At 44.6% G+C, this 18,921-nt stretch carries 14 protein-coding genes; 5 read left to right on the forward strand and 9 right to left on the reverse strand.

Going from position 1 to position 18,921, the window contains the following annotated elements; genetic code table 11:
• Positions 1-121: 121 nt before the first annotated feature.
• The 3 genes from ACFSRY_RS17035 to ACFSRY_RS17045 all read right to left on the reverse strand — a co-directional run bounded on the left by ACFSRY_RS17035 (position 122) and on the right by ACFSRY_RS17045 (position 6,583).
• Positions 122-2,365 (reverse strand): ATP-binding protein, encoded by a 2,244-nt coding sequence (locus ACFSRY_RS17035; protein WP_377510599.1) that lies wholly within the window; start codon positions 2,363-2,365, stop codon positions 122-124.
• Positions 2,366-2,478: 113 nt separating this feature from the next.
• Positions 2,479-5,880, reverse strand: a complete 3,402-nt coding sequence (locus ACFSRY_RS17040; RefSeq protein ID WP_377510602.1) for a UvrD-helicase domain-containing protein — start codon at positions 5,878-5,880, stop codon at positions 2,479-2,481.
• Positions 5,881-6,043: 163 nt separating this feature from the next.
• Complete coding sequence (locus ACFSRY_RS17045) at positions 6,044-6,583, reverse strand: hypothetical protein (protein WP_377510605.1); 540 nt, start codon at positions 6,581-6,583, stop codon at positions 6,044-6,046.
• A 661-nt stretch (positions 6,584-7,244) separates the two neighbouring features.
• On the opposite strand from ACFSRY_RS17045, the gene ACFSRY_RS17050 reads away from it, so the two are divergent.
• Entirely contained in the window at positions 7,245-9,068 is a 1,824-nt protein-coding gene (locus tag ACFSRY_RS17050) for a DEAD/DEAH box helicase (protein ID WP_377510608.1), read from the forward strand.
• 287 nt (positions 9,069-9,355) lie between these two features.
• On the opposite strand, the gene ACFSRY_RS17055 is transcribed toward ACFSRY_RS17050, so the two are convergent.
• From ACFSRY_RS17055 to ACFSRY_RS17070, 4 genes are all read right to left on the reverse strand, one after another.
• Positions 9,356-10,153, reverse strand: coding sequence for a DUF6544 family protein (locus ACFSRY_RS17055; protein ID WP_377510611.1), 798 nt, complete (start codon positions 10,151-10,153; stop codon positions 9,356-9,358).
• Positions 10,154-10,251: 98 nt separating this feature from the next.
• Positions 10,252-10,704, reverse strand: coding sequence for a ferritin-like domain-containing protein (locus tag ACFSRY_RS17060; RefSeq protein ID WP_377510614.1), 453 nt, complete (start codon positions 10,702-10,704; stop codon positions 10,252-10,254).
• A gap of 71 nt (positions 10,705-10,775) precedes the next feature.
• Positions 10,776-12,014, reverse strand: coding sequence for a BaiN/RdsA family NAD(P)/FAD-dependent oxidoreductase (locus ACFSRY_RS17065; RefSeq protein ID WP_377510617.1), 1,239 nt, complete (start codon positions 12,012-12,014; stop codon positions 10,776-10,778).
• A gap of 96 nt (positions 12,015-12,110) precedes the next feature.
• Complete coding sequence (locus ACFSRY_RS17070; protein WP_377510620.1) at positions 12,111-12,938, reverse strand: SDR family oxidoreductase; 828 nt, start codon at positions 12,936-12,938, stop codon at positions 12,111-12,113.
• Positions 12,939-13,036: 98 nt separating this feature from the next.
• Between ACFSRY_RS17070 and ACFSRY_RS17075 the strand changes: the two genes are divergently transcribed.
• Both ACFSRY_RS17075 and ACFSRY_RS17080 read left to right on the forward strand, forming a co-directional pair.
• Positions 13,037-14,491: a phytoene desaturase family protein gene (locus ACFSRY_RS17075; RefSeq protein WP_377510623.1), complete on the forward strand. Its 1,455-nt coding sequence runs from the start codon at positions 13,037-13,039 to the stop codon at positions 14,489-14,491.
• A gap of 161 nt (positions 14,492-14,652) precedes the next feature.
• A complete protein-coding gene (locus ACFSRY_RS17080; protein WP_377510626.1) occupies positions 14,653-15,540 on the forward strand; it encodes a DNA/RNA non-specific endonuclease in 888 nt (295 codons plus the stop codon).
• A 52-nt stretch (positions 15,541-15,592) separates the two neighbouring features.
• On the opposite strand, the gene ACFSRY_RS17085 is transcribed toward ACFSRY_RS17080, so the two are convergent.
• Complete coding sequence (locus ACFSRY_RS17085; RefSeq protein ID WP_377510629.1) at positions 15,593-15,994, reverse strand: nuclease A inhibitor family protein; 402 nt, start codon at positions 15,992-15,994, stop codon at positions 15,593-15,595.
• Positions 15,995-16,116: 122 nt separating this feature from the next.
• Here ACFSRY_RS17085 and ACFSRY_RS17090 point away from each other — a divergent pair, with 122 nt between their 5' ends.
• Together ACFSRY_RS17090 and ACFSRY_RS17095 are read left to right on the forward strand one after the other, a co-directional pair.
• The gene (locus ACFSRY_RS17090) at positions 16,117-16,995 is read left to right on the forward strand and encodes an SDR family oxidoreductase (protein ID WP_377510632.1); all 879 of its coding nucleotides are present in this window, start codon (positions 16,117-16,119) and stop codon (positions 16,993-16,995) included.
• A gap of 92 nt (positions 16,996-17,087) precedes the next feature.
• The gene (locus ACFSRY_RS17095) at positions 17,088-17,660 is read left to right on the forward strand and encodes a COG4315 family predicted lipoprotein (protein ID WP_377510635.1); all 573 of its coding nucleotides are present in this window, start codon (positions 17,088-17,090) and stop codon (positions 17,658-17,660) included.
• Between the two features lie 54 nt (positions 17,661-17,714).
• Here ACFSRY_RS17095 and ACFSRY_RS17100 read toward each other — a convergent pair whose 3' ends face one another.
• The gene (locus tag ACFSRY_RS17100; RefSeq protein WP_377510638.1) at positions 17,715-18,914 is read right to left on the reverse strand and encodes a dipeptidase; all 1,200 of its coding nucleotides are present in this window, start codon (positions 18,912-18,914) and stop codon (positions 17,715-17,717) included.
• Positions 18,915-18,921 lie beyond the last annotated feature (7 nt).

Raw genomic sequence — 18,921 nt, forward strand, 5'->3', positions numbered from 1 at the left:
TAGAAAAACAGGATTAGAGGTTCTAATCAGTAAAAGCCAAGATACTAAGAGTTAAGTTGATTTTGCTACTATTTCACTGAATGTAAAACAGAAAGTAAACCAAGTGAAGCAGGTTTAAAGTTTATTCCTTACTAACCGACTTAGGAAACGTTATGGTGAAGGTGGTGCCTTGGTTGACCTCACTTTTTACCTCAATCTTTCCACCTATAAGTTCAACCTGGGTTTTAGTCAAGTACAGGCCTATCCCTTTTGAGTCTTTGTTGTTATGAAAAGTATTGTAAAGTCCGTAAAGTTTAGAGCCCACCTTTTCAAGGTTGATACCTAAGCCATTGTCTGAAACAGCTAAACAAATGCTATGATCTTGTGCCCACGAGGAAATCCTTACGAAGGGTTTTCTGTCTTCTGCGCTATACTTTAAAGCGTTGGACAGGAGGTTGTGCAGTATACTTTCCAGGTATACTTTTGGAACGAACAACTCTTTAACTTTCAGATCTGTTTCAATGATGGCGTCCGTAGCAAGGAGGGATGCCTGCAGGTTTTCCTTCTCCTTATCAATTAGATCAGATATCTGCACAAGTTCCTGTGGAGTATCCTGTTTAATGGCTGATCGTAAAACAAGGTTCAAGTCATCAATTGTAGAGGACATATTATCAATCATCCTGCTCATTCTTGCCATTACCTCCTCACTTGTTTCCTGACTCGGCTCGGCCCGGTATAGGGCAAATAATCCGCGAATATTGCTTAAAGGAGATCGGAGATTGTGTGCAATAATCTGGGCAAAATCCTCAAGCTTTTTATTTTTTAGTTGTAGTTCCCTACCTGACTCATTCAGTTCCTCATTCAGTTCCTTGAGCCTGGCAGCCTGTTTTTTCATGAGCAACGCAAGCAGGTCTTTCTGAAGGACCTGTGCTATGGTTATCTCATTTAATGACCAGGGATGGGACTTGCCCTGAATAATTTCCTCCCAGTTTTGAAATGACTCTCTTGGATGAATTCTGGCATCCGTTCCGGGCAATGGTTTTTCAGGATTTCCCGCCCAAATTCTTGTTTCCTTAATTTCAGGCTTAAAGAAAAGGATGAATTCTTTGTTATATCTGGAAAGTTCAATAGCCAATAAACCACTGGCAACTTTTTGATAAACACTGGCTGCAGGCAAGTTCTCAGAGAGTTGTCGGGTTGCCTTTACTTGTTCAAAACTCTCTTCACATAACCAGCTAATTATTTCCATTAGCTGGCTTTCCTCGGGTGTCTGGCCTAGTGTGCTCCATTGTCCTTCCAAGAACATTGCTGCACCATGACCCTCGGTTAAGGAGAGTAAATTATGTGAATTATGAAACAAACCATTTGCCACATCAGCAGTGGTGGAAATTTGATGGATCAACTGTTTTTCTGCCTGCCTGTACAGGTCCATGACCTGCTGGTCAACTTTCTCTTGGTTAGCTAAAACTGCATTGGAAAAAGTTAAGGCTGCCACATGACAGATCTGGCGTTTCCAGAAATTTATAAATCTGGCAGATTGGTGATGGCAGGCAATGATACCCCATAGCTTTCCTTGCACTATGATAGATACTGAAAGTGTGGCACCTACTTCCATGTTTTTTAGGTACTCCAGGTGTATCTCCGATGGGTTTCGTAGCTCCGAAAGTATGATGTTGGTTGGAGCATTGGTTTTTGGATTGAAGTAGGGAATGATGTCTACAGCAGTTGCCTGAACATTAACTATCTGCCTCACACACTTTTTCAAGAGTAAGTCCCTTGCCTGTGCCGGAATATCAGTAGACGGAAAGTGGTGGTGCAGGTAAGAATGAATGCCTGGTCTGGTCTTCTCTGCAATTACTTCGCCGTGCCAATCCTGGTCGAAAACATAAAGCATTACCCGGTCATACTCTAACGTACGCTGTATATAGCTGACAAGCAGGTTTGTCTGATCTTCAAAGCAGGACAGCATATTAAGTTCAGAATGAAACTGTGAGAAGCTGAGTGTGCTTTGTAGCCTTTTTTCGCTTGCCGTATACTCCATAGGTTCAAACTCCAGAACCAGATTTTTCTCTGACTCGTGTATAAAGCCAAAAAACTGCTTTTCCTGTAGTTGGATTATTTGCGGGCTAACTGTTGCCTGTTCTGTCAGCTGCTTCATTAATAGCTTGTGCTCTTCCGGTGTGGTAAGGGCGGAAATAGGTTTGCCAGGCAGATCAGAAGGGTTAATTTTTAGAAAATTGCCAATGTTTTCACTTACCTGTATAACCTCTGAAGTAAGTCTGTCAAGTATGATCATAAAGCCGTGTGGCTGAATTCTCCCTATTATATGTATAGGTTCATTATCGCAGTTGCTGAGGTCAACTTTTATATTCTTATAATTTTGCATTTCACTACACACAGCGGATACTTCTGATCCTGATCAGCTGATTTTTTCTGAGTTTACGATTGATTGGACATCACACCCGCTCAAGCGAATAAGTAACTACTCGTTTACACAGGTTAAAAAGTAAGCCCTAACTGCTCGGCTGGCTTACTTCCGTAAGACCAGGATAGCACCTGTTGCGTGTCAAAATAATACAGGATGCACCTAACCTTCTTAAAGCCCAGTTGTCTGAATCGTACTGCATAATGATCCAGTTTGTTGCGGTGTTCCGGTTCCGGAGGAGGTGTTTTGAATTCGATTAGCACAACACTGTCACCCTCGAAAACGATACGATCTGGTTTGTACAAATAAGCCCTGGCATCCAATACCTCCTTCTCGTGCTCCACTGTTACTTTCTCAGAAAAATACCTTGAAAGCTCAGGCTGATTTAGGACTTCCTGTAGTCTTGTCCGCAGATCGGACTTATCCCGTTCACTGATAATACCCTCATAAATCATTTGCCGCAGCACTTTTTCCAGTTCCTGAGCGAATACGATCCGTGCTAGTGCATAGTGCAACTTCCTGTTAAGCTGGCGCTGCTTTGTCTGGGTTTCAAAATCGAATACGTTGTTGGCGTGCTGTTTAATTTTAAGGCGCTTCTCCCAGTCCGTTACCACCAGATGATCCAAGGGGTACGTATGGTTTAGATCCATGGCTGTATGCTGCAACTGTGGTTTACCTTTTGATAACTGGTAACAGTGTTTACCAAACTCCCACATCTCTTTGTGCGCCAGGTAGCGGTACAGCAAATGACTTACATTCTTTACCTGCCCATCCTGTTTCGGAGCTTTGCGTTCATCTAGTAAGTCCTTAGCGTTTCCTATCAGGTAGAGCCTGTCTATGGGGCGGGTAAGGGCAACATACAGCATATTCAGATTCTCGATAAACGTTTTTTCGATTTCGTTGCTGTACTGCTGGGTAAGGGTAGTATTCTCTAGTTTAGAACTTATGTTAACTGCAACGCTTCGAAGCTTTCCTGTTACAGAAATATCATCTGATAACTGGCTCCACATCAGCGAACCTCTCTTCGGTTCAGTGCTCCAGTCGGCAAAAGGAATAATAACGATAGGATACGCAAGCCCTTTGGATTTATGTATACTGGTAATTGTGATGGCATTTCGGTCTTTGGGCGTATTTATACTTAACTTCTCCTTTTGCACATCCCAGTATCCTAAAAAGTTACTAAGGTTGTTGCTGTGCTTTAAGCTGTATTCCAAAACCAGATCCAGGAACCGGAAAAGATATTCGCTCTCGTTGTTTTTACCCAGAAGGTTAAAAATGCGAATCAGCTTTTCCGTTAGTTCATAAATGGAGAGGTTACCAGTTTCCCGTTCCCGCACATCAAAACCAAAAACGCGTAGCTGGTCGAAGAAGGACTGGTTTTCATCTTCGTTGGCTATCTGGGCTATGGTTTGGGTCATGCCAACGTCCGGTATCGTTTCTAAGGCTACTTTACATACCAGGTATAATGCCTCTGATTTAGCAAGGGTGTCATTTGGTCTGTTAAAGACCCGGAACATAGCAATGATCAGGTTAATCACCTCTGCAAACTGCAGTGAAAGGGAATCCTGCGAGATAATATCAAATTTCCTCTCTTTCAGGAAATTGGCAATTAGCTTACTCTTTATATTTGTACGGCAGAGAATGGCCATGTCCTTCAGTTCATAGCCCTCTTCAATGGCATGTGTAACGATTTGCAGCACCATATTCAGGGTACTTTCATCGTAGGTTGTAACCTTTGGTTGTGTGTAGCCAAAGTAAAGTTCTTCCGTTCTGGAGCAGTTGTTCAGATCATACTTGTAATTTTCATCTTCATCATGTGTAAACATGATCTGTATGTGTCCGCCGCTCTTGTCGCTGCCGGTTGGTACCTGCTGTGTAAATTTTTCATCGTAGATAGACGTAAACATGCTGAATTGCTTATGGCCCTCGCTGATGAAGGTAAAGATCTCATTGTTGAAGTCAATGATTTCTGAGCGGCTACGGTAGTTTGTTTGCAGGTTCTCCGGTTGCAGGGCCTGATCCACAGATTCATATCTTTCCTTAATCAGTGGCCCGTGACGGCGGTTTTCGTACAGCTGCTTCGTACTCTGCTTATAAAGGTGCAGAATCTGTTCCATCTCGCCACCACGCCACCTGTAGATGGCCTGTTTCGCATCGCCCACTACCATGCTGAAATGGCCGGAGGCAAGGGCATTGTCTACCAGTGGAAGCAGGTTGTTCCACTGCAATACAGAGGTGTCCTGAAACTCATCTATCAGGATATGGTTATACTTCTCGCCCAATCGTTCATAAATAAAGGGAACCGGCTCCTGCAGCACAATATCAATGATACGTTTGTTAAATTCTGAGATATGAACCGTATTACGGTCACGCTTTATCTCCTGCAGGCATTTCTCCAGCTCGTTGAGAAGCGACACCTTATAAAGGTGCGGCACGATCTGCTGAATCAGCGAATAGGTGCTGGCGTAAGATTCCTTGATTTCCTCAACGTGATAGTATAGTGTAGTTAGCTGGTCTTTAATGCTGTCTATCTGGCTCTTAGTGTAGGCACTGGCTTTCCCGGCATACCATTTATCTTCCTCAATCGTTTTCTGTGCATTACTGTTGCCATAGTTGAGGTCGACTTCCTTTTGTGTCCATTTGTTAAAATAACTCCAGATGCCACGGTTTCCCTGATAAAAGTCGGAAGGGGAGAGGTCGGAGGCGGCTATAAGCTGCATGGCCTGTTCCCCTGGTTCCCTTACTGCTTCTTCTATCTTCTGCTTTGCCTCAAACAGCTGCTCTCGTATAAGCTTAAAATCCTCCAGGCTTAGCTTTTGCAAGTCAGTTATTGCTTCGTACACCTGCTCGTTCAACAGGTTTTTGGAAAAGTCCATGAGGTCCTCGGGGAGCATCGTCCAGCTCTTGCCTTCCCGGGCCTTCTCCAGTGCGTAGTGCTCAAGCGTTTGGGACAGCAGGTCATCCTTGGCGTCCGTTACTTTGTCCAGCAACAGGGACACAGCGGTGTTCAGCAAGGTGTTGGAATCCAGGTCCACTTCGAAATTGTGCGGGATGTTAAGTTCATGCGTAAAGGCCTGCACAATCTTGTTTACAAAACTATCGATGGTGCTAACACTAAAGTCTGAGTAGTTGTAGAGAATCTGACGAAAGAGATTTGCCGCACGTTTTCGCACCTCTTCTTTACTAAGCATTTCTACAGGATATTCTTCCTGCAACTCTGCGGCAATACTCTCCAGCAGTGCCTCGCTTTTTGCTTTCTCCTTGTCAGCAAGGCTCCCATCGTTAAAGCTTCGTAGGGCAGCCAGTATACGTTCCTTCATTTCTGCGGCAGCATCATTCGTGAAGGTAATGGCCAGGATGGAACGATAGTAGTCTGGATTAGAGGTGTGGAGCGCCAGTTTCAGGTATTCTTTGGTCAGGTGATAGGTCTTGCCCGAACCAGCGGAAGAAGAGTATATTTTAAAAACGGATGGCATAAGCAGGAATAACTTTACTTAAAGATACACTGAAGAGATGCCACTCCGCAACCGGTAATATAAAATAAAGTGTAAGAGTGTAAGTGCCATGTATATAAAAAGAAGAAAGCCACAATTCCGCTCCCGGTTGTGGCTTTCTTCTTATATCTTTCAGAATGGCAAACTAGGCATAAACAGCTTCTTCTGCTCTTGTCTCTACTTTATGGTTTGATGCAAAATCATTCACGCATACATGGTACATGATACGGGCCATAGATACGGAATAGTCTGTAATAACACAATGCTGCTGTTCCGCACTCATTAGGGCTTTGCTGCTGCCCAGGTTAAACTTGCTTAGCTCCATAACCTCATCGAAGTTCTGCCGCAGCATTTTCAGCGCTTTAAAAGAGGGCTCATTGTAGTACATAGGTATCACCTGGCAAACTGCGTAGCTGCCATTGGCGCGTTCCTTCTTAATCATCTGGCACAGTGCCTCTACATTTGTTCTGTCGAGGTCTGAAATAACCACGAAGAACACTTTTTTCTGATTAGGGGATGCAGCACGGGCTGAAGGGCTTCCCAGCAGCATGTTGCGTTGGATCTTTGTTCCCTGCTGAAAAGCTTCATCTTTCAATATCTTGTTGTGGATTTTGAATGCCAAAGCACCAGAAGCGATCAGGTTAAAATCTTTGCCTTGAGTTGAAATTTTGGAAAAGTGTAACATAATAAAATGGACTAAAGGGTTTAAGGATTCTTTAACTAGCTATTCAGATACAGGTATAGAATGACAATACCTGTGTTGTCTGTTTCTCATAGGCTTAGGTAAATGGGGATCGGCACACGGAAATTATAAAGTGGGGATACGGAGCGGCTTTTGTCTTTGTTTTGCTGTCATAAGGGTTTAAAAGTTTTTGTTTTTAGGTTCTGGTGGCTTATGGTGTCTATTACGTGGGTAAACATTAAACAATCAGAATATTCAGATCAATTTGGTAAACCCACCAATTTTAAGGGTGAATTGATGCTTTTAACGTGTAAACAATCTTTAAGTTACCTATTTCAATAAAAAATTTAATTATAATGTTAAAGTTATAAAATAAATGTTAGTAAAGTATAATATAACTGTTTTTCAAGTAAACGTGCGTTTTTTAGGGGTGAGCAGCTGTAAGAGAATGTAGAATCGCCCATTTTTAGTTTAAATAGCTAATGCCATTTATTATCCGTATCTTTGCGGCCGATTTGGATAAGTCTGATTTACTGTATAACTGGATGCACCATCTGTTGGCCCTAGTTGTTTTTAGTTTGTCGTGTCGCGCTCTCTCGTAGAGTAAGGTTGAATAAGCAGACTGCCTCCAGATGTGTCATAATAAAAGTTATTAAGTAATTAGATGAACAAGATCAAATTTGAAGAGCTTCCGCTATCGCCGGAAGTTCAGCGAGCAATCGCAGACATGGGCTTTGAAGAGGCCTCTCCCATCCAGACAGCAGCAATTCCAGTTGTATTAGAAGGAAAAGACATCATAGGCCAGGCCCAGACGGGTACTGGTAAAACAGCTGCCTTTGGTATTCCTACCATTGAAAGCATCGATCCTTCAGACAGAAGCGTACAGGCATTGATCCTTTGCCCTACACGCGAACTGGCTATCCAGGTTTCCGGTGAAATCCAGAAGCTGGCAAAGTATAAAACAGGTATCAGTGTGGTTCCTATTTATGGCGGCCAGCCGTACGATCGTCAGCTGCGTGCTTTAAAGCAGGGCGTGCAGATTGTGATTGGTACGCCAGGTCGTGTTATGGACCATATTGAGCGTGGTACGCTGGTGTTGGATAACGTGAAAAAGATCATACTTGACGAAGCGGACGAAATGCTTGACATGGGCTTCCGTGAGGATATTGAGTATGTATTGGAGCGCATCCCGGAAGATCGCCAGACTATCTTCTTCTCGGCAACTATGTCGAAGCCGATCATGGAAATGACCAAGCGTTACCAGACTGACCCTGTGTTGGTAAAGGTAGTGCACCAGGAGCTGACGGTAACGAACATTGACCAGGTATACTTTGAGGTACGCAGCAGCATGAAGCAGGAAGTACTATCCCGTTTGCTGGACATGTACAACCTGAAGTCAGTGATCATCTTCTGTAATACCAAGCGTATGGTGGATGAGCTGGTTTCTAACCTGCAGGCTCGTGGCTATTTTGCCGATGCACTCCACGGTGACCTGAACCAGAACCAGCGCTCTAATGTAATGCAGAAGTTCCGTAACGGAACACTGGAGATTCTGGTAGCTACTGACGTGGCAGCCCGTGGTCTTGACGTTGAAAACGTAGAGGCTGTAATCAACTACGACCTTCCACAGGATGAAGAGTCTTATGTACACCGTATTGGTCGTACAGGCCGTGCCGGTAAGTCTGGCAAAGCCTTCTCTTTTGTAGGAGGCCGCACTGACGGGTTCAAACTGAAAGACATCATGCGCTATACAAAAGCGAAGATCGTTTTACACCAGGTGCCTACATTAGAAGATGTGAACGAAATCCGTACTACCCTTTTCTTTGATAAGGTGAAAGAAGTACTGGAGAAAGGCCCTCTTGCCAAGCAGGTAACCCGAATTGAGCGTTTTGTAAACGAGACAGAAGGATATACTCCACTTGATGTAGCTGCTGCATTGCTTAAAATGAGCATGAAGGAGCAGAAAGTGAAGGAGAAAGGCGCCGAAGCTGAAAAAGGTATGCGAGCCACGCCAGAGGGTATGGATCGCCTGTTTATTACCATTGGTAAGAAAGACAGAGTACACCCACGTGATATCATTGACCTGTTAAGCCAGAACGCCAGCATTCCTGCTACAAGGGTTGGAGACATTGACCTGTACGACAAGTTTAGCTTTGTGGAAGTGCCTTCCGAATACACTGCAGAAATTCTGGAGAGAGTTGGCCGCATTGAAGTTGATGGCCGTATGGTGGTTGTAGAGAAATCTGACAAGAAAGGCACCAAGGACAAAGAACGCTCAGGTGGTGGTGACGATTTCGGCTTTGCCGGACGCTCTGGTGGCGAAAGACGCCGTAGCGGCGGCGGTGGCTCATTCAGAGACAGAGACCGTGGCGGTGACAGAGGAGGTCGCGGAGGCGACAGAGGCGGCCGTGGCGGAGATCGTGACAGAGGTGATCGCGGCGGTGACCGTGGTGGCGACAGAGGCGGATTCAGAAAGAGAAGATTCTAATTTTTTTCTTAAGACCTGTAACCTTCGCCCTTCAGTGGCGTAAACTATATTATACAGCTTTAAAGTGTAAAAAGCTTTGAAATTGTTAGAATAGGCTGACTTGAAACGTCAGCCTATTTGATTTTATGCCCATTCAAGAAAAGAAAAAAATATTTTGTCTCTTTTGTAACCATCCTTTAAATGGAGGCGTAAAAAGAGTATCATAAAAAGGTTGGAAGATTAAGCTGACTGTTTACGCAGTTAGATATAGAAGGGTGAGATCAGACGGATCTCACCCTTCTTGCTTTTTATAGCCCTCGGGTAATATCGGGCAGGCTATCAATTCCATATTTGATTTCTTTTAAAGTGCCTTTAAAATACTCGTAATCTCCCTCTGGCAAATGCCATACAGCTGAAAGTGTTGTCGGGATTCTATAGCCACTCACAATTTTATAGTCACGCAAGAAGGCAGACCATCTAGTGCGTTTGTAGCTCCTGCTGTTACTCGCATAATACCTATCCTCAGTCTGAAACTCATAAATCTCATTTTGGTCGTTAAAAAGAAACAGGCCGCTAACGGAAATACCAGCATGGTTTATAGTACCTCTTAAAGTTCTTGATTCAACTTCCTGCCATTTGATGTTTGGGTCAAGGATAGCAGAGGGTAAAAGTACAGATTCGGACAGATAAGTAACGAGTGCAGCTTTGTTCATTTCAGGGCCATTGGCATCACTTACTGTAAAACCAGCCAATTGTATCAGCATGTTGCCCTGGTTATTCTGGTATTTGTCCTTTCCCGAAAAAGGAATAATCTTAAACAGCTTGCTGCGCATTAATGCTATACGGGTTGTTGTTAGGGAAGAGTTAAATTGCTGGCAGTCCAGTTTTAGCCAATCCCGGTCTGGTTTTAGCTTTATTGCAGCATGGTCGTACAGAATGAAGCAGTTTGTAGCTAAAGGTTTTCCCAGATGCCCGCTTTGTTGCAGGTAATTCTTCATCAGGGGCGGCAGTTTTTCCAGATCTTCCGGTGTTAAGCTTTGTTGTAAGGCAGGACCTTTCCTTAGCTCTTCCTGCACTTCTTCCAGAAATTGATCTTTAATAGACATAGCCTCTTTTTAAAGTATGATATAAATGGAGCAGCAGTAGTGCAAATCAAAAAAAGGAGCCGTAGCTCCTTTTTAAGTTTATCATTCAAACAGTTTTTTTACTTGCCTTTAGCAGTGTCACGTAAAGAACGGACGTGGTCGTGAGCACTTTTTACGTCATCATACTGCTGCTGTACGATTGCTTTCAACTCGCCTGGCAAATCCTTTTTCAGGGCATCGCGGTAAGCTTCTACAGCATAATCCTCTCCACGCTCCACTTCTTCCAAAACACGTACACGGTCTTTAGATGACAAAGCTGATTTAAGATCGATCCAGGCACGGTGAATTGTACCTTCTATAGAGCTTGACTCCGGATCTGTTTTACCCATTCTATGGAGTTGATCCTGAAGTTCAGTGATCATGCTATCCCGCTGAACTGCATATTTTTTGAAAAGGTCTTTAAGGTCTGCGTCTTCTACATCTTCCGATGCTGTTTTATACCCTTTTGCACCATCTTTGCATCGCTCAATAAGATGGTGTACAGTTGAATAAACTTCTTTATTGATTTCCATAGTTTTACAATTTTTTATTTCTATATGCAAATGTACTGCGATAGATAAAAAATTGTTGCCTGACCAGGTGATTAGCCCATGTCCCTTTCTAATGCCATGGAGATTCCTGCCAGGTAGCCTGTAGTCCAGGCCGCCTGGAAATTGAAACCTCCTGTAATGCCATCAATATCAAGTACTTCACCAGCAAAGTATACCCCTGGCTGCACCCTGCTTTCCATGGTTTTCATATTTACCTGGCTAAGTTCAACACCTCCGCAGGTGACAAATTCTTCTTTGAAAGTAGTTTTGCCTTTCACCTCAAAAGGACCCCGATGTAAAGCCTCCACAAGCTTGTTGGTGTTTTTACCTGGTAACTCAGCCCAGATTATCTGTTCCGGAATATCCGCTAGTATGGTCAGGGCTTTCCACAGGCGCTGTGGTAAACCAAACAGGGGATTGGTGCTCACAACCTTTTTAGGATGTGCCATTCTGTAGCTCTGCAGATGCTCTCGGAGTGACTCTTCAGTATGTTCTGGCACCCAGTTGATGAGAGCAGTGAAGTCATAGTTTTGCTCATGGAAATGCCTTGCACCCCAGGCTGATAACTTCAGCACTGCAGGGCCGCTGTAGCCCCAATGCGTAATAAGTAATGGCCCTTCATACTCCAGTTTCTGACCCGCAATTCTTACCCTTGCGTTTGGAACAGAGATTCCCTGCAGTTCTTTGAGGGCAGATTCCGGTACATTAAATGTAAAAAGGGAGGGGACAGGTTCCTGAATGGTATGCCCTAGTTCCCGTAGCCAGTTGTATCCTGTTGCCTTAGGGTTACCACCGGTACTAATTAGGACCTTATCTGCCTCTATACTTTCTCCATTGCTTAACTGAAGTATAAATCCTTCGTTTTTGCTGCTGTCTTTTTTAACTCTTTCAACACCGGAACCAGTGCGGATCAGTACGCCGGTGCGCCGGGCTTCCTGCATCAGGCAATCAATAATTGTCTCGGAATTGTCCGTAATAGGGAACATCCTGCCGTCAGATTCTGCTTTCAGTTCCACGCCCCGCTTTCGGAACCACGCTATTGTTTCTGAGGCACCGAACTTTTTAAAGGCTTCTTTCAGCTGCTTTGCACCACGGGGATAGTTCTGGGAGAACACGGTAGGTATAAAACAATGATGGGTAACATTACAACGGCCACCACCGGAAACCCTTACCTTTGCCAGTAACTTGTTAGATTTCTCCAGCAGCAGTACATGGGCCTCCGGATTTGCCTGTGCACAGGTAATCGCTCCAAAAAAGCCGGCTGCACCACCGCCTATAACTACTACTTTCATTTTTTGTGTATTACTCTTGCAAGGGTATAACTCCTTTGAAGCAGGTATGATAGAATACTTAGACTTCAAAGGCTTTATCACCCAACAGCAAAGATACTAAAAGAACAGCATAGGGTCGGGATGGATAAACAGGTAGGACAGATCGTCTTTCAGTTTTTTGTTACTGATCAGTTTAAAGTGCGTTTCCTCCATATCATTAAACTCAGGAGGAGTAAGTCCAAGGCTTTCGGCTGCTTTTGTAAAAAATACTTTCCGCATAGGATGCTTATCGGCGCAGGCATTATAAGTCTTTCCCCATTCTTGTTCCTCTATAATCCGCTGAAGGATGGCGATACAATCATCCAGGTGTATTAGGTTTACAGGAGCATCACCATTGGGCAGGTTCTTTTTACCAGCTAAAAATTTCCCCGGCTGTCGGCTCCCACCTACAAGTCCCCCGAAACGGACTATGGTTGTAATCCATTCCTCCCGCTCAGTAAACATGTCTTCAGCTTTCAGGAGCATGTTGTCAGAGTCCGCTTCCTTCGTAAAATGTATATCTTCTTCAGTTACTGTTCTGTTAAGGTCTTGGTAAACAGACGTGGATGATACAAAGAGAAGCCGGTTAACAGGTGAATCGAGAAGTGCTTTAAGTAAAATATGCATCTGATGGAGGTAGCTTTCTCCGCCATCTGAGCGAAGCTTTGGAGGGATGTTCAGTACGAGTAAATCTGAATCCAGAAAATCGGCTAAGGTTTGTTTCTCAAGATTTTCATCCTGCAGGTTAATCAGGAATGGCTGTATATTTTTTGCCTGTAGAAGTTCTAGTTTTCCGGGAGAAGTAGTAGAGCCTTTCACAGTATAACCTGCGCTTACAAGCTGTTCGGCAAGTGGCAGACCAAGCCAGCCACAGCCTAAGATGCTGATCTTTTGTAGTTCTCCCATACCTCGGATGCTGTAGTTTCTGATGTTTTAACAAATATAAGCTGTAACGGTTTAACCTAACAGTAGTTTAATTCCTACAGTAACAAACTAGGCAATTGATGGAGTATGATGTTGTTTTGGTAGGCTCAGGTTTTGGCTCTTTAACTGCGGCCGCTTTACTCGTTAAAAAAGGGCTGAAAGTATGCGTACTGGAACAGGCAAAATACCCGGGTGGGTGTTCTTCCTCTTTTAAACGAAAAGGCTACTACTTTGAAACCGGTGCCACGACTTTAGTAGGACTGGATCACCACATGCCTCTGCGTTATCTGTTAGATGAAACCGGAACAGACATACCTTCCAGAAGGTTAGAACCATCTATGCAGGTTCATTTACCGAACGGGAGAACAGTTACCCGCTATGGGGATCTGGATAAATGGATAAAGGAGGCTGAAAATGCGTTTGGAGAAAAAAATCAACGCCCTTTTTGGGAGCACTGCTATCAGATCAGCAAACAGGTTTGGAGAACCTCTTTGCAGCAGCGGAGCTTTCCTTTTTCCAATACAGAAGACCTGTTATTCTCAGCTGTGCGAGTCCGGACTGGGCAGCTAAAGCTTATACCAGGTGCTTTTCGGACCATGGAGGATGTGCTGCGAAAGTACGATTTGCTGCATAACAAGCTATTTACACAATTTGTGAATGAGCAATTGTTAATTACGGCACAGAATTACCTGCATGAGGTAAACGAATTATTCGGAGCTACAGCCTTATGCTATACTTTGTTCGGTAACTACTATATAGATGGCGGATTGATCAACCTCGTGAATCCGGTTGTGGAATACATCAGGAGGGGCGGTTCAGAGGTTAAATTCGGGCACCATGTACAAAGGATAAAGGCGGCAACAATTGGCTACGAAATAGCCACGAACAAGGCGGTTTTCAGGAGCAGGTTTGTGATCAGCGGAATTCCTTTGAACAATACGCTGGAGATTTTTGAGGATGGGGGCTTGAAAAACAAGCTGCAAAAGTATGTGCTACCTTCAGAAAAGCTGAACGGTGCTTTCACGATGGGATTGGTCTTGCAGAAGATGCCTCCTCCAAAGGTACTGCATCACCAGGTACATGTTCCCGAAGGACTTCCGGTGATTGGCAGCAAAAGCATTTTTCTGAGCTATAGTCATCCGGAAGATAGAAGTAGAGCCGGTGCTGGTGAAATAGTTGCCTCGGTCAGTACTCACGTGCCACATCCGGAAGAAAGCCTTATCCAAGAAAAAAGTGTAATAGAAGCAGCTATTATAGAGGTGCTGGATAGCAAAGGGCTGATCAACAAAGAGAGTATTATTTACAACCAATCTGCCACACCGGGTGCCTGGATATTCTGGACCAAAAGAGCTTTCGGCGCTGTAGGAGGCTATCCCCAATACAGAGATTTAAAGCCCTGGCAGATGAAGGATGCAAGGCTGGACCATAATGGGGCGTATGTCTGCGGCGACACGGTGTATCCTGGTCAGGGAATACCGGGTGTATGCCTGAGCGGGATCATAGCTGCAGAGAAGCTGGCACAAGACCATCTTTAACAAACCAAATGTTAATTTATAACGCGGATTAGTAGCACTTAAACCTTCTGGTTTATAGTTGTTTAAAGATTCTTTTAAAACGCGTAAAATTTAATTCTTAGATAACATAAATCTCCCAGACACTTGGCATATTTGAAGTATATATAAAACCCTATATGTCCATGTTAAAACAATTACAACGCATGATGTATCTGTCCGTGGTAGGATGGATGCTTGTTTCCTGTTCTAAGGATACTATAAAACCTGATGGTGCTACGCAGCCAATAGCAAGCATTACTGAGGTTGCTAACGCAACGGCTACAAAAGATGGCAACATGGCGTTGGGTAACCCTAGTGGCGCTGGTACGAGCTACGCTAATTATCTAGTCAACAAAGCACAGTTTTCCATGTCGTACAACAGTTACCGGGGCACCCCAAACTGGGTAAGCTGGCACCTGAGCAGCGCCTGGCTTGGAAGCACTCCCCGCCAGGATGATTTCCGGGCTGATAATTCCTTACCAAGCAATTTTTATAAAGTAACTCCCAGTGACTATACAGGAAGCGGCTTTGACCGTGGTCACAATTGCCCCTCAGCAGACCGTACCTTAACTGTAACAGATAACTCTGCTACCTTCCTGATGTCGAATATGATCCCGCAGGCACCAAACAACAACCAGCAGACATGGGCAAACCTGGAGAACTACTGCCGCACGCTGGTGAGCCAGGGCAATGAATTGTATGTGATCATGGGTAGTTATGGAACTGGTGGCACTGGCTCAGCAGGATATAAAACTACGCTTGCAGGAGGTAAGGTAACTGTTCCGAACCGTATCTGGAAGGTAATTGTGGTACTTCCTGTTGGCACAGGCGATGCTAGCCGCGTTACCAGCAGCACCAGGGTAATTGCTGTGGACACACCAAACTCTACTTCTATCAGCAGCAGCTGGGGTACATACCGCACTACTGTGGATGCCATAGAGGCGAAGACCGGTTACAATATTCTTTCTAACGTCTCCTCATCAGTGCAGAGCGTTATTGAGGCGCGTGTTGATAGCGGACCAACCAATTAATACAAAGTTTAGCTGATTTGGAAAGGCGGACCTGTTTTAAGGTCCGCTTTTTTCATGTTTCCACAACAAGTGTTTTAAGACCTGCATAGTCTCCGTTCTCCGTTTGACCGATAAGATATACAGGCATTGTCATGTCACTTACCTTATAAGCCTTTACGTCCTTCAAAAGCTCCTTTAGTTTTGCCTGTAGTTGTTTGAAGCGTGCAGCATTTTGCTTTTGTACCTGGTCTGCATCAGGATGTGGATTGGTCATGTTGCGGAAGAACTCTTCCAGCGTTAGTACCTGCACCTTTGTGCCGCCGGGTTTACCATCCCATTCCACTACCGTCTCCTCATCAAAAGGCTTATCCGGTTTCTCGTGATAATAAAACTCAAACGTTTCATCTGTCTCACTCAGCATCTGCAAACCTTCACTGGCCTGCATCAGCTCTTTTTTTATTTCTTCGGTGTTCATGGCTTCAAGTAATATTTTTGTAAAAGGTGCTCTCCATATTATATATAAATCATCTATATACTTATCTTTATTATTAGGGGGCCGTAAAGTTAAGCCTCACCTAATCACAAACTACTATACGTATGATCAAAGCAGAACCAATGTTAAAAGAGGGAGCTCTTAAAGATAAAGTTATAATTGTAACTGGTGGTGGTACGGGATTAGGCCGTTCCATGGTAAAATATTTCCTTGAGCTCGGTGCCAATGCCGTGATCTGTAGCCGGAAAATGGATGTGCTGGAGCAGGCGGCAAAAGAGCTGGAAGAAGAAACAGGAGGCACGGTGTTACCCATCGCCTGTGATGTACGGAAGTACAATGAAATAGAGGCCATGCTGGAGACTACTTTAAAGCGCCTGGGTCGGGTGGACGTGCTGGTAAACAATGCGGCAGGCAATTTTGTCAGTCCTACTGAGCGTTTAAGTCATAAGGCCTTTGATGTAATAACCGACATAGTTTTAAAGGGGAGCTACAACTGCACGCTTGCCTTAGGAAAGCACTGGATCGAGCAGAAGCAGGAAGGAACCATCTTGAATATTGTTACTACTTATGCCTGGACTGGTTCCGGTTATGTAGTGCCTTCGGCCTGTGCCAAGGCAGGTGTGTTAGCCATGACACGCTCACTTGCATCGGAGTGGGCAAAATATGGCATCCGTTCCAATGCTATCGCGCCGGGCCCTTTTCCAACAGAGGGAGCCTGGACTCGTTTATTCCCGAAGCAACTTGCAGATAAACTGGACCCCATCAAACGTATTCCCGTAGGTCGCTTCGGAGAACACCAGGAGCTTGCGAACCTTGCTGCCTATCTGGTCTCAGATTATGCTTCCTTTGTAAACGGAGAGGTAGTGACCATAGATGGTGGAGAGTGGCTGCACGGGGCCGGAGAGTTTAACAGCTTTGATCAGATTCCGCAGGAAATGTGGGATGCAATGGAGAAGCAAATGAGGGGCAAAGGGCAACAGTAAAAATTTATTGGTGTAACTGATTGATAGTAAACAACAAAGGCTTTGTTGAAGTATACTCTATAGAGATTGTTCAATAACCTAAATGTATAACTATGAAAGCAACTACACATAAATTGGGAATGATGCTTCTAAGCTCCAGTAAGAGAATTTTCTATGGAGTACTTTTCTGCAGTGTACTTTCCGCTTGTGCCGGGGGAGAGAGTACTGATGCCAGCACAGTAGAGGGTGTGGAAACCACAGAGAGTACAGAAATGGTAAATGATTCTGGGATGGACCAGGCTACTACCTCTGCACGCCTGGAAACAAGAACGGCAGAAGGGCTCGGTACATATCTCACTGATGCGAGTGGTAGAAGCCTGTATATGTTCAAGGCAGACTCAGCCATGAACAGTAACTGTTATGATGCCTGCGCACAGGCCTGGCCTCCTTATATGGCACAAGGCAATCCGGCTGCAGGTGAAGGTGTGGATGCCTCCATGATTGGAACTATCCAACGTAAAGATGGCGGCATGCAGGTTACATATAATGGATGGCCGCTCTACTACTATGTGAAGGATGCGGGTGCAGGCCAGACAACAGGGCAGGATGTTATGGGTTTCGGCGCTGAGTGGTATCTCGTAACGCCTGAAGGCAAGGAAGTACATGGCGAAGGCCATGAGCATTAATACTGCAGTGGGCTCACCTGGAGTAACATATCCGGGTGAGCCCACTGTTTATTTCTAGTCTTTGTACCCTTCTTTTGTTGTGTTCGCTTTGAATACACGTAGCGTATTTTCCCCCAGAATTTTTTTAACATCTTCTTTGCTGTAGCCACGTGCCAGGAGCTCCTTTGTTATAACCGGAAAATCTTCTACTCCATCTATTTGCTGTGGAAGGGATGTAACCCCATCGAAATCCGATCCTAACCCTACATGCTCAACTCCCACCAGATTTACTATATAATCAAGGTGGTTCAGTAGTACAGAAAGGGGAGGGCGCAGGTCCTGAACTTCTTTTGGATATCGGGTCTTCATTCTTTCTGTAATTCTAGCGCCTGACCAGCCTTCTGCTCTTAAGGAGTCAATCTCTGGCTTATGCTTTGTCATGAACTGTTCCTGACGCTTGCTAAATGAGAGATCAAGGAAGCCGGAGTAGAAGTTAAGCTGGATAACACCTCCGTTTTCTGCTACTGCTTTTATCTGTTCGTCTTTTAAATTACGTGGCACAGGAGCAAGTTTGTACACATTGCTGTGCGATACAAGAACAGGTTTGCTTGTAGTAGCCATGGCGTCCCAGAAAGTTTTCTCACCCACATGGCTCAGGTCAACCATCATGCCCAACGCATTCATTCGTTTCACTACCTGTTTCCCAAAATCGTTCAGGCCTTCCTGCGGGTTTGGAACAGTACCTCCTGCTTCGTCGGCTGCCGATGATGCCCAGGGAGTAGAATTGTTCCAGGTGAGCGTCATGTAGCGTACTCCCTTCTTGTACAGGTTATCCAGCTTATCGAGATCACTGTCGATCATATGTCCTCCTTCCACACCCATAAGCACAGCCAGTTTTTTCTGTTTTACCGCTTCCAGTATCTCCTCATAGGTCGTAGCCAGCATCATCTGTTTCTCGTTTCGTGCTACCACAGCTTTCAGGGTATCGATTTGTTTCACTGCAAAAGCGTAATCGCCTGTCTCGTCACTCCAGACAGAAAAGAACTGTGCGTCTACGCCACCCTGTTTGAAGCGTGCCAAATCCGAATGAGTCTTTCCCCTAAGGTCTTTACTTATGTCCATTCCCTCCATGATAGATATAAGTACATCATTGTGCGTGTCAACTACAATAGCATCTTTGTGTACCTTTTTATAGGATTGAGCACCTGCAAACTGCCCAGTGGCAAGCAGAGAGGAGAGTAAAATGCTCTTAAGTAGGAGAGAGGTTTTTTTCATAAAGTTT

Source organism: Pontibacter locisalis, assembly GCF_042684605.1.
Lineage (GTDB): Bacteria > Bacteroidota > Bacteroidia > Cytophagales > Hymenobacteraceae > Pontibacter > Pontibacter locisalis.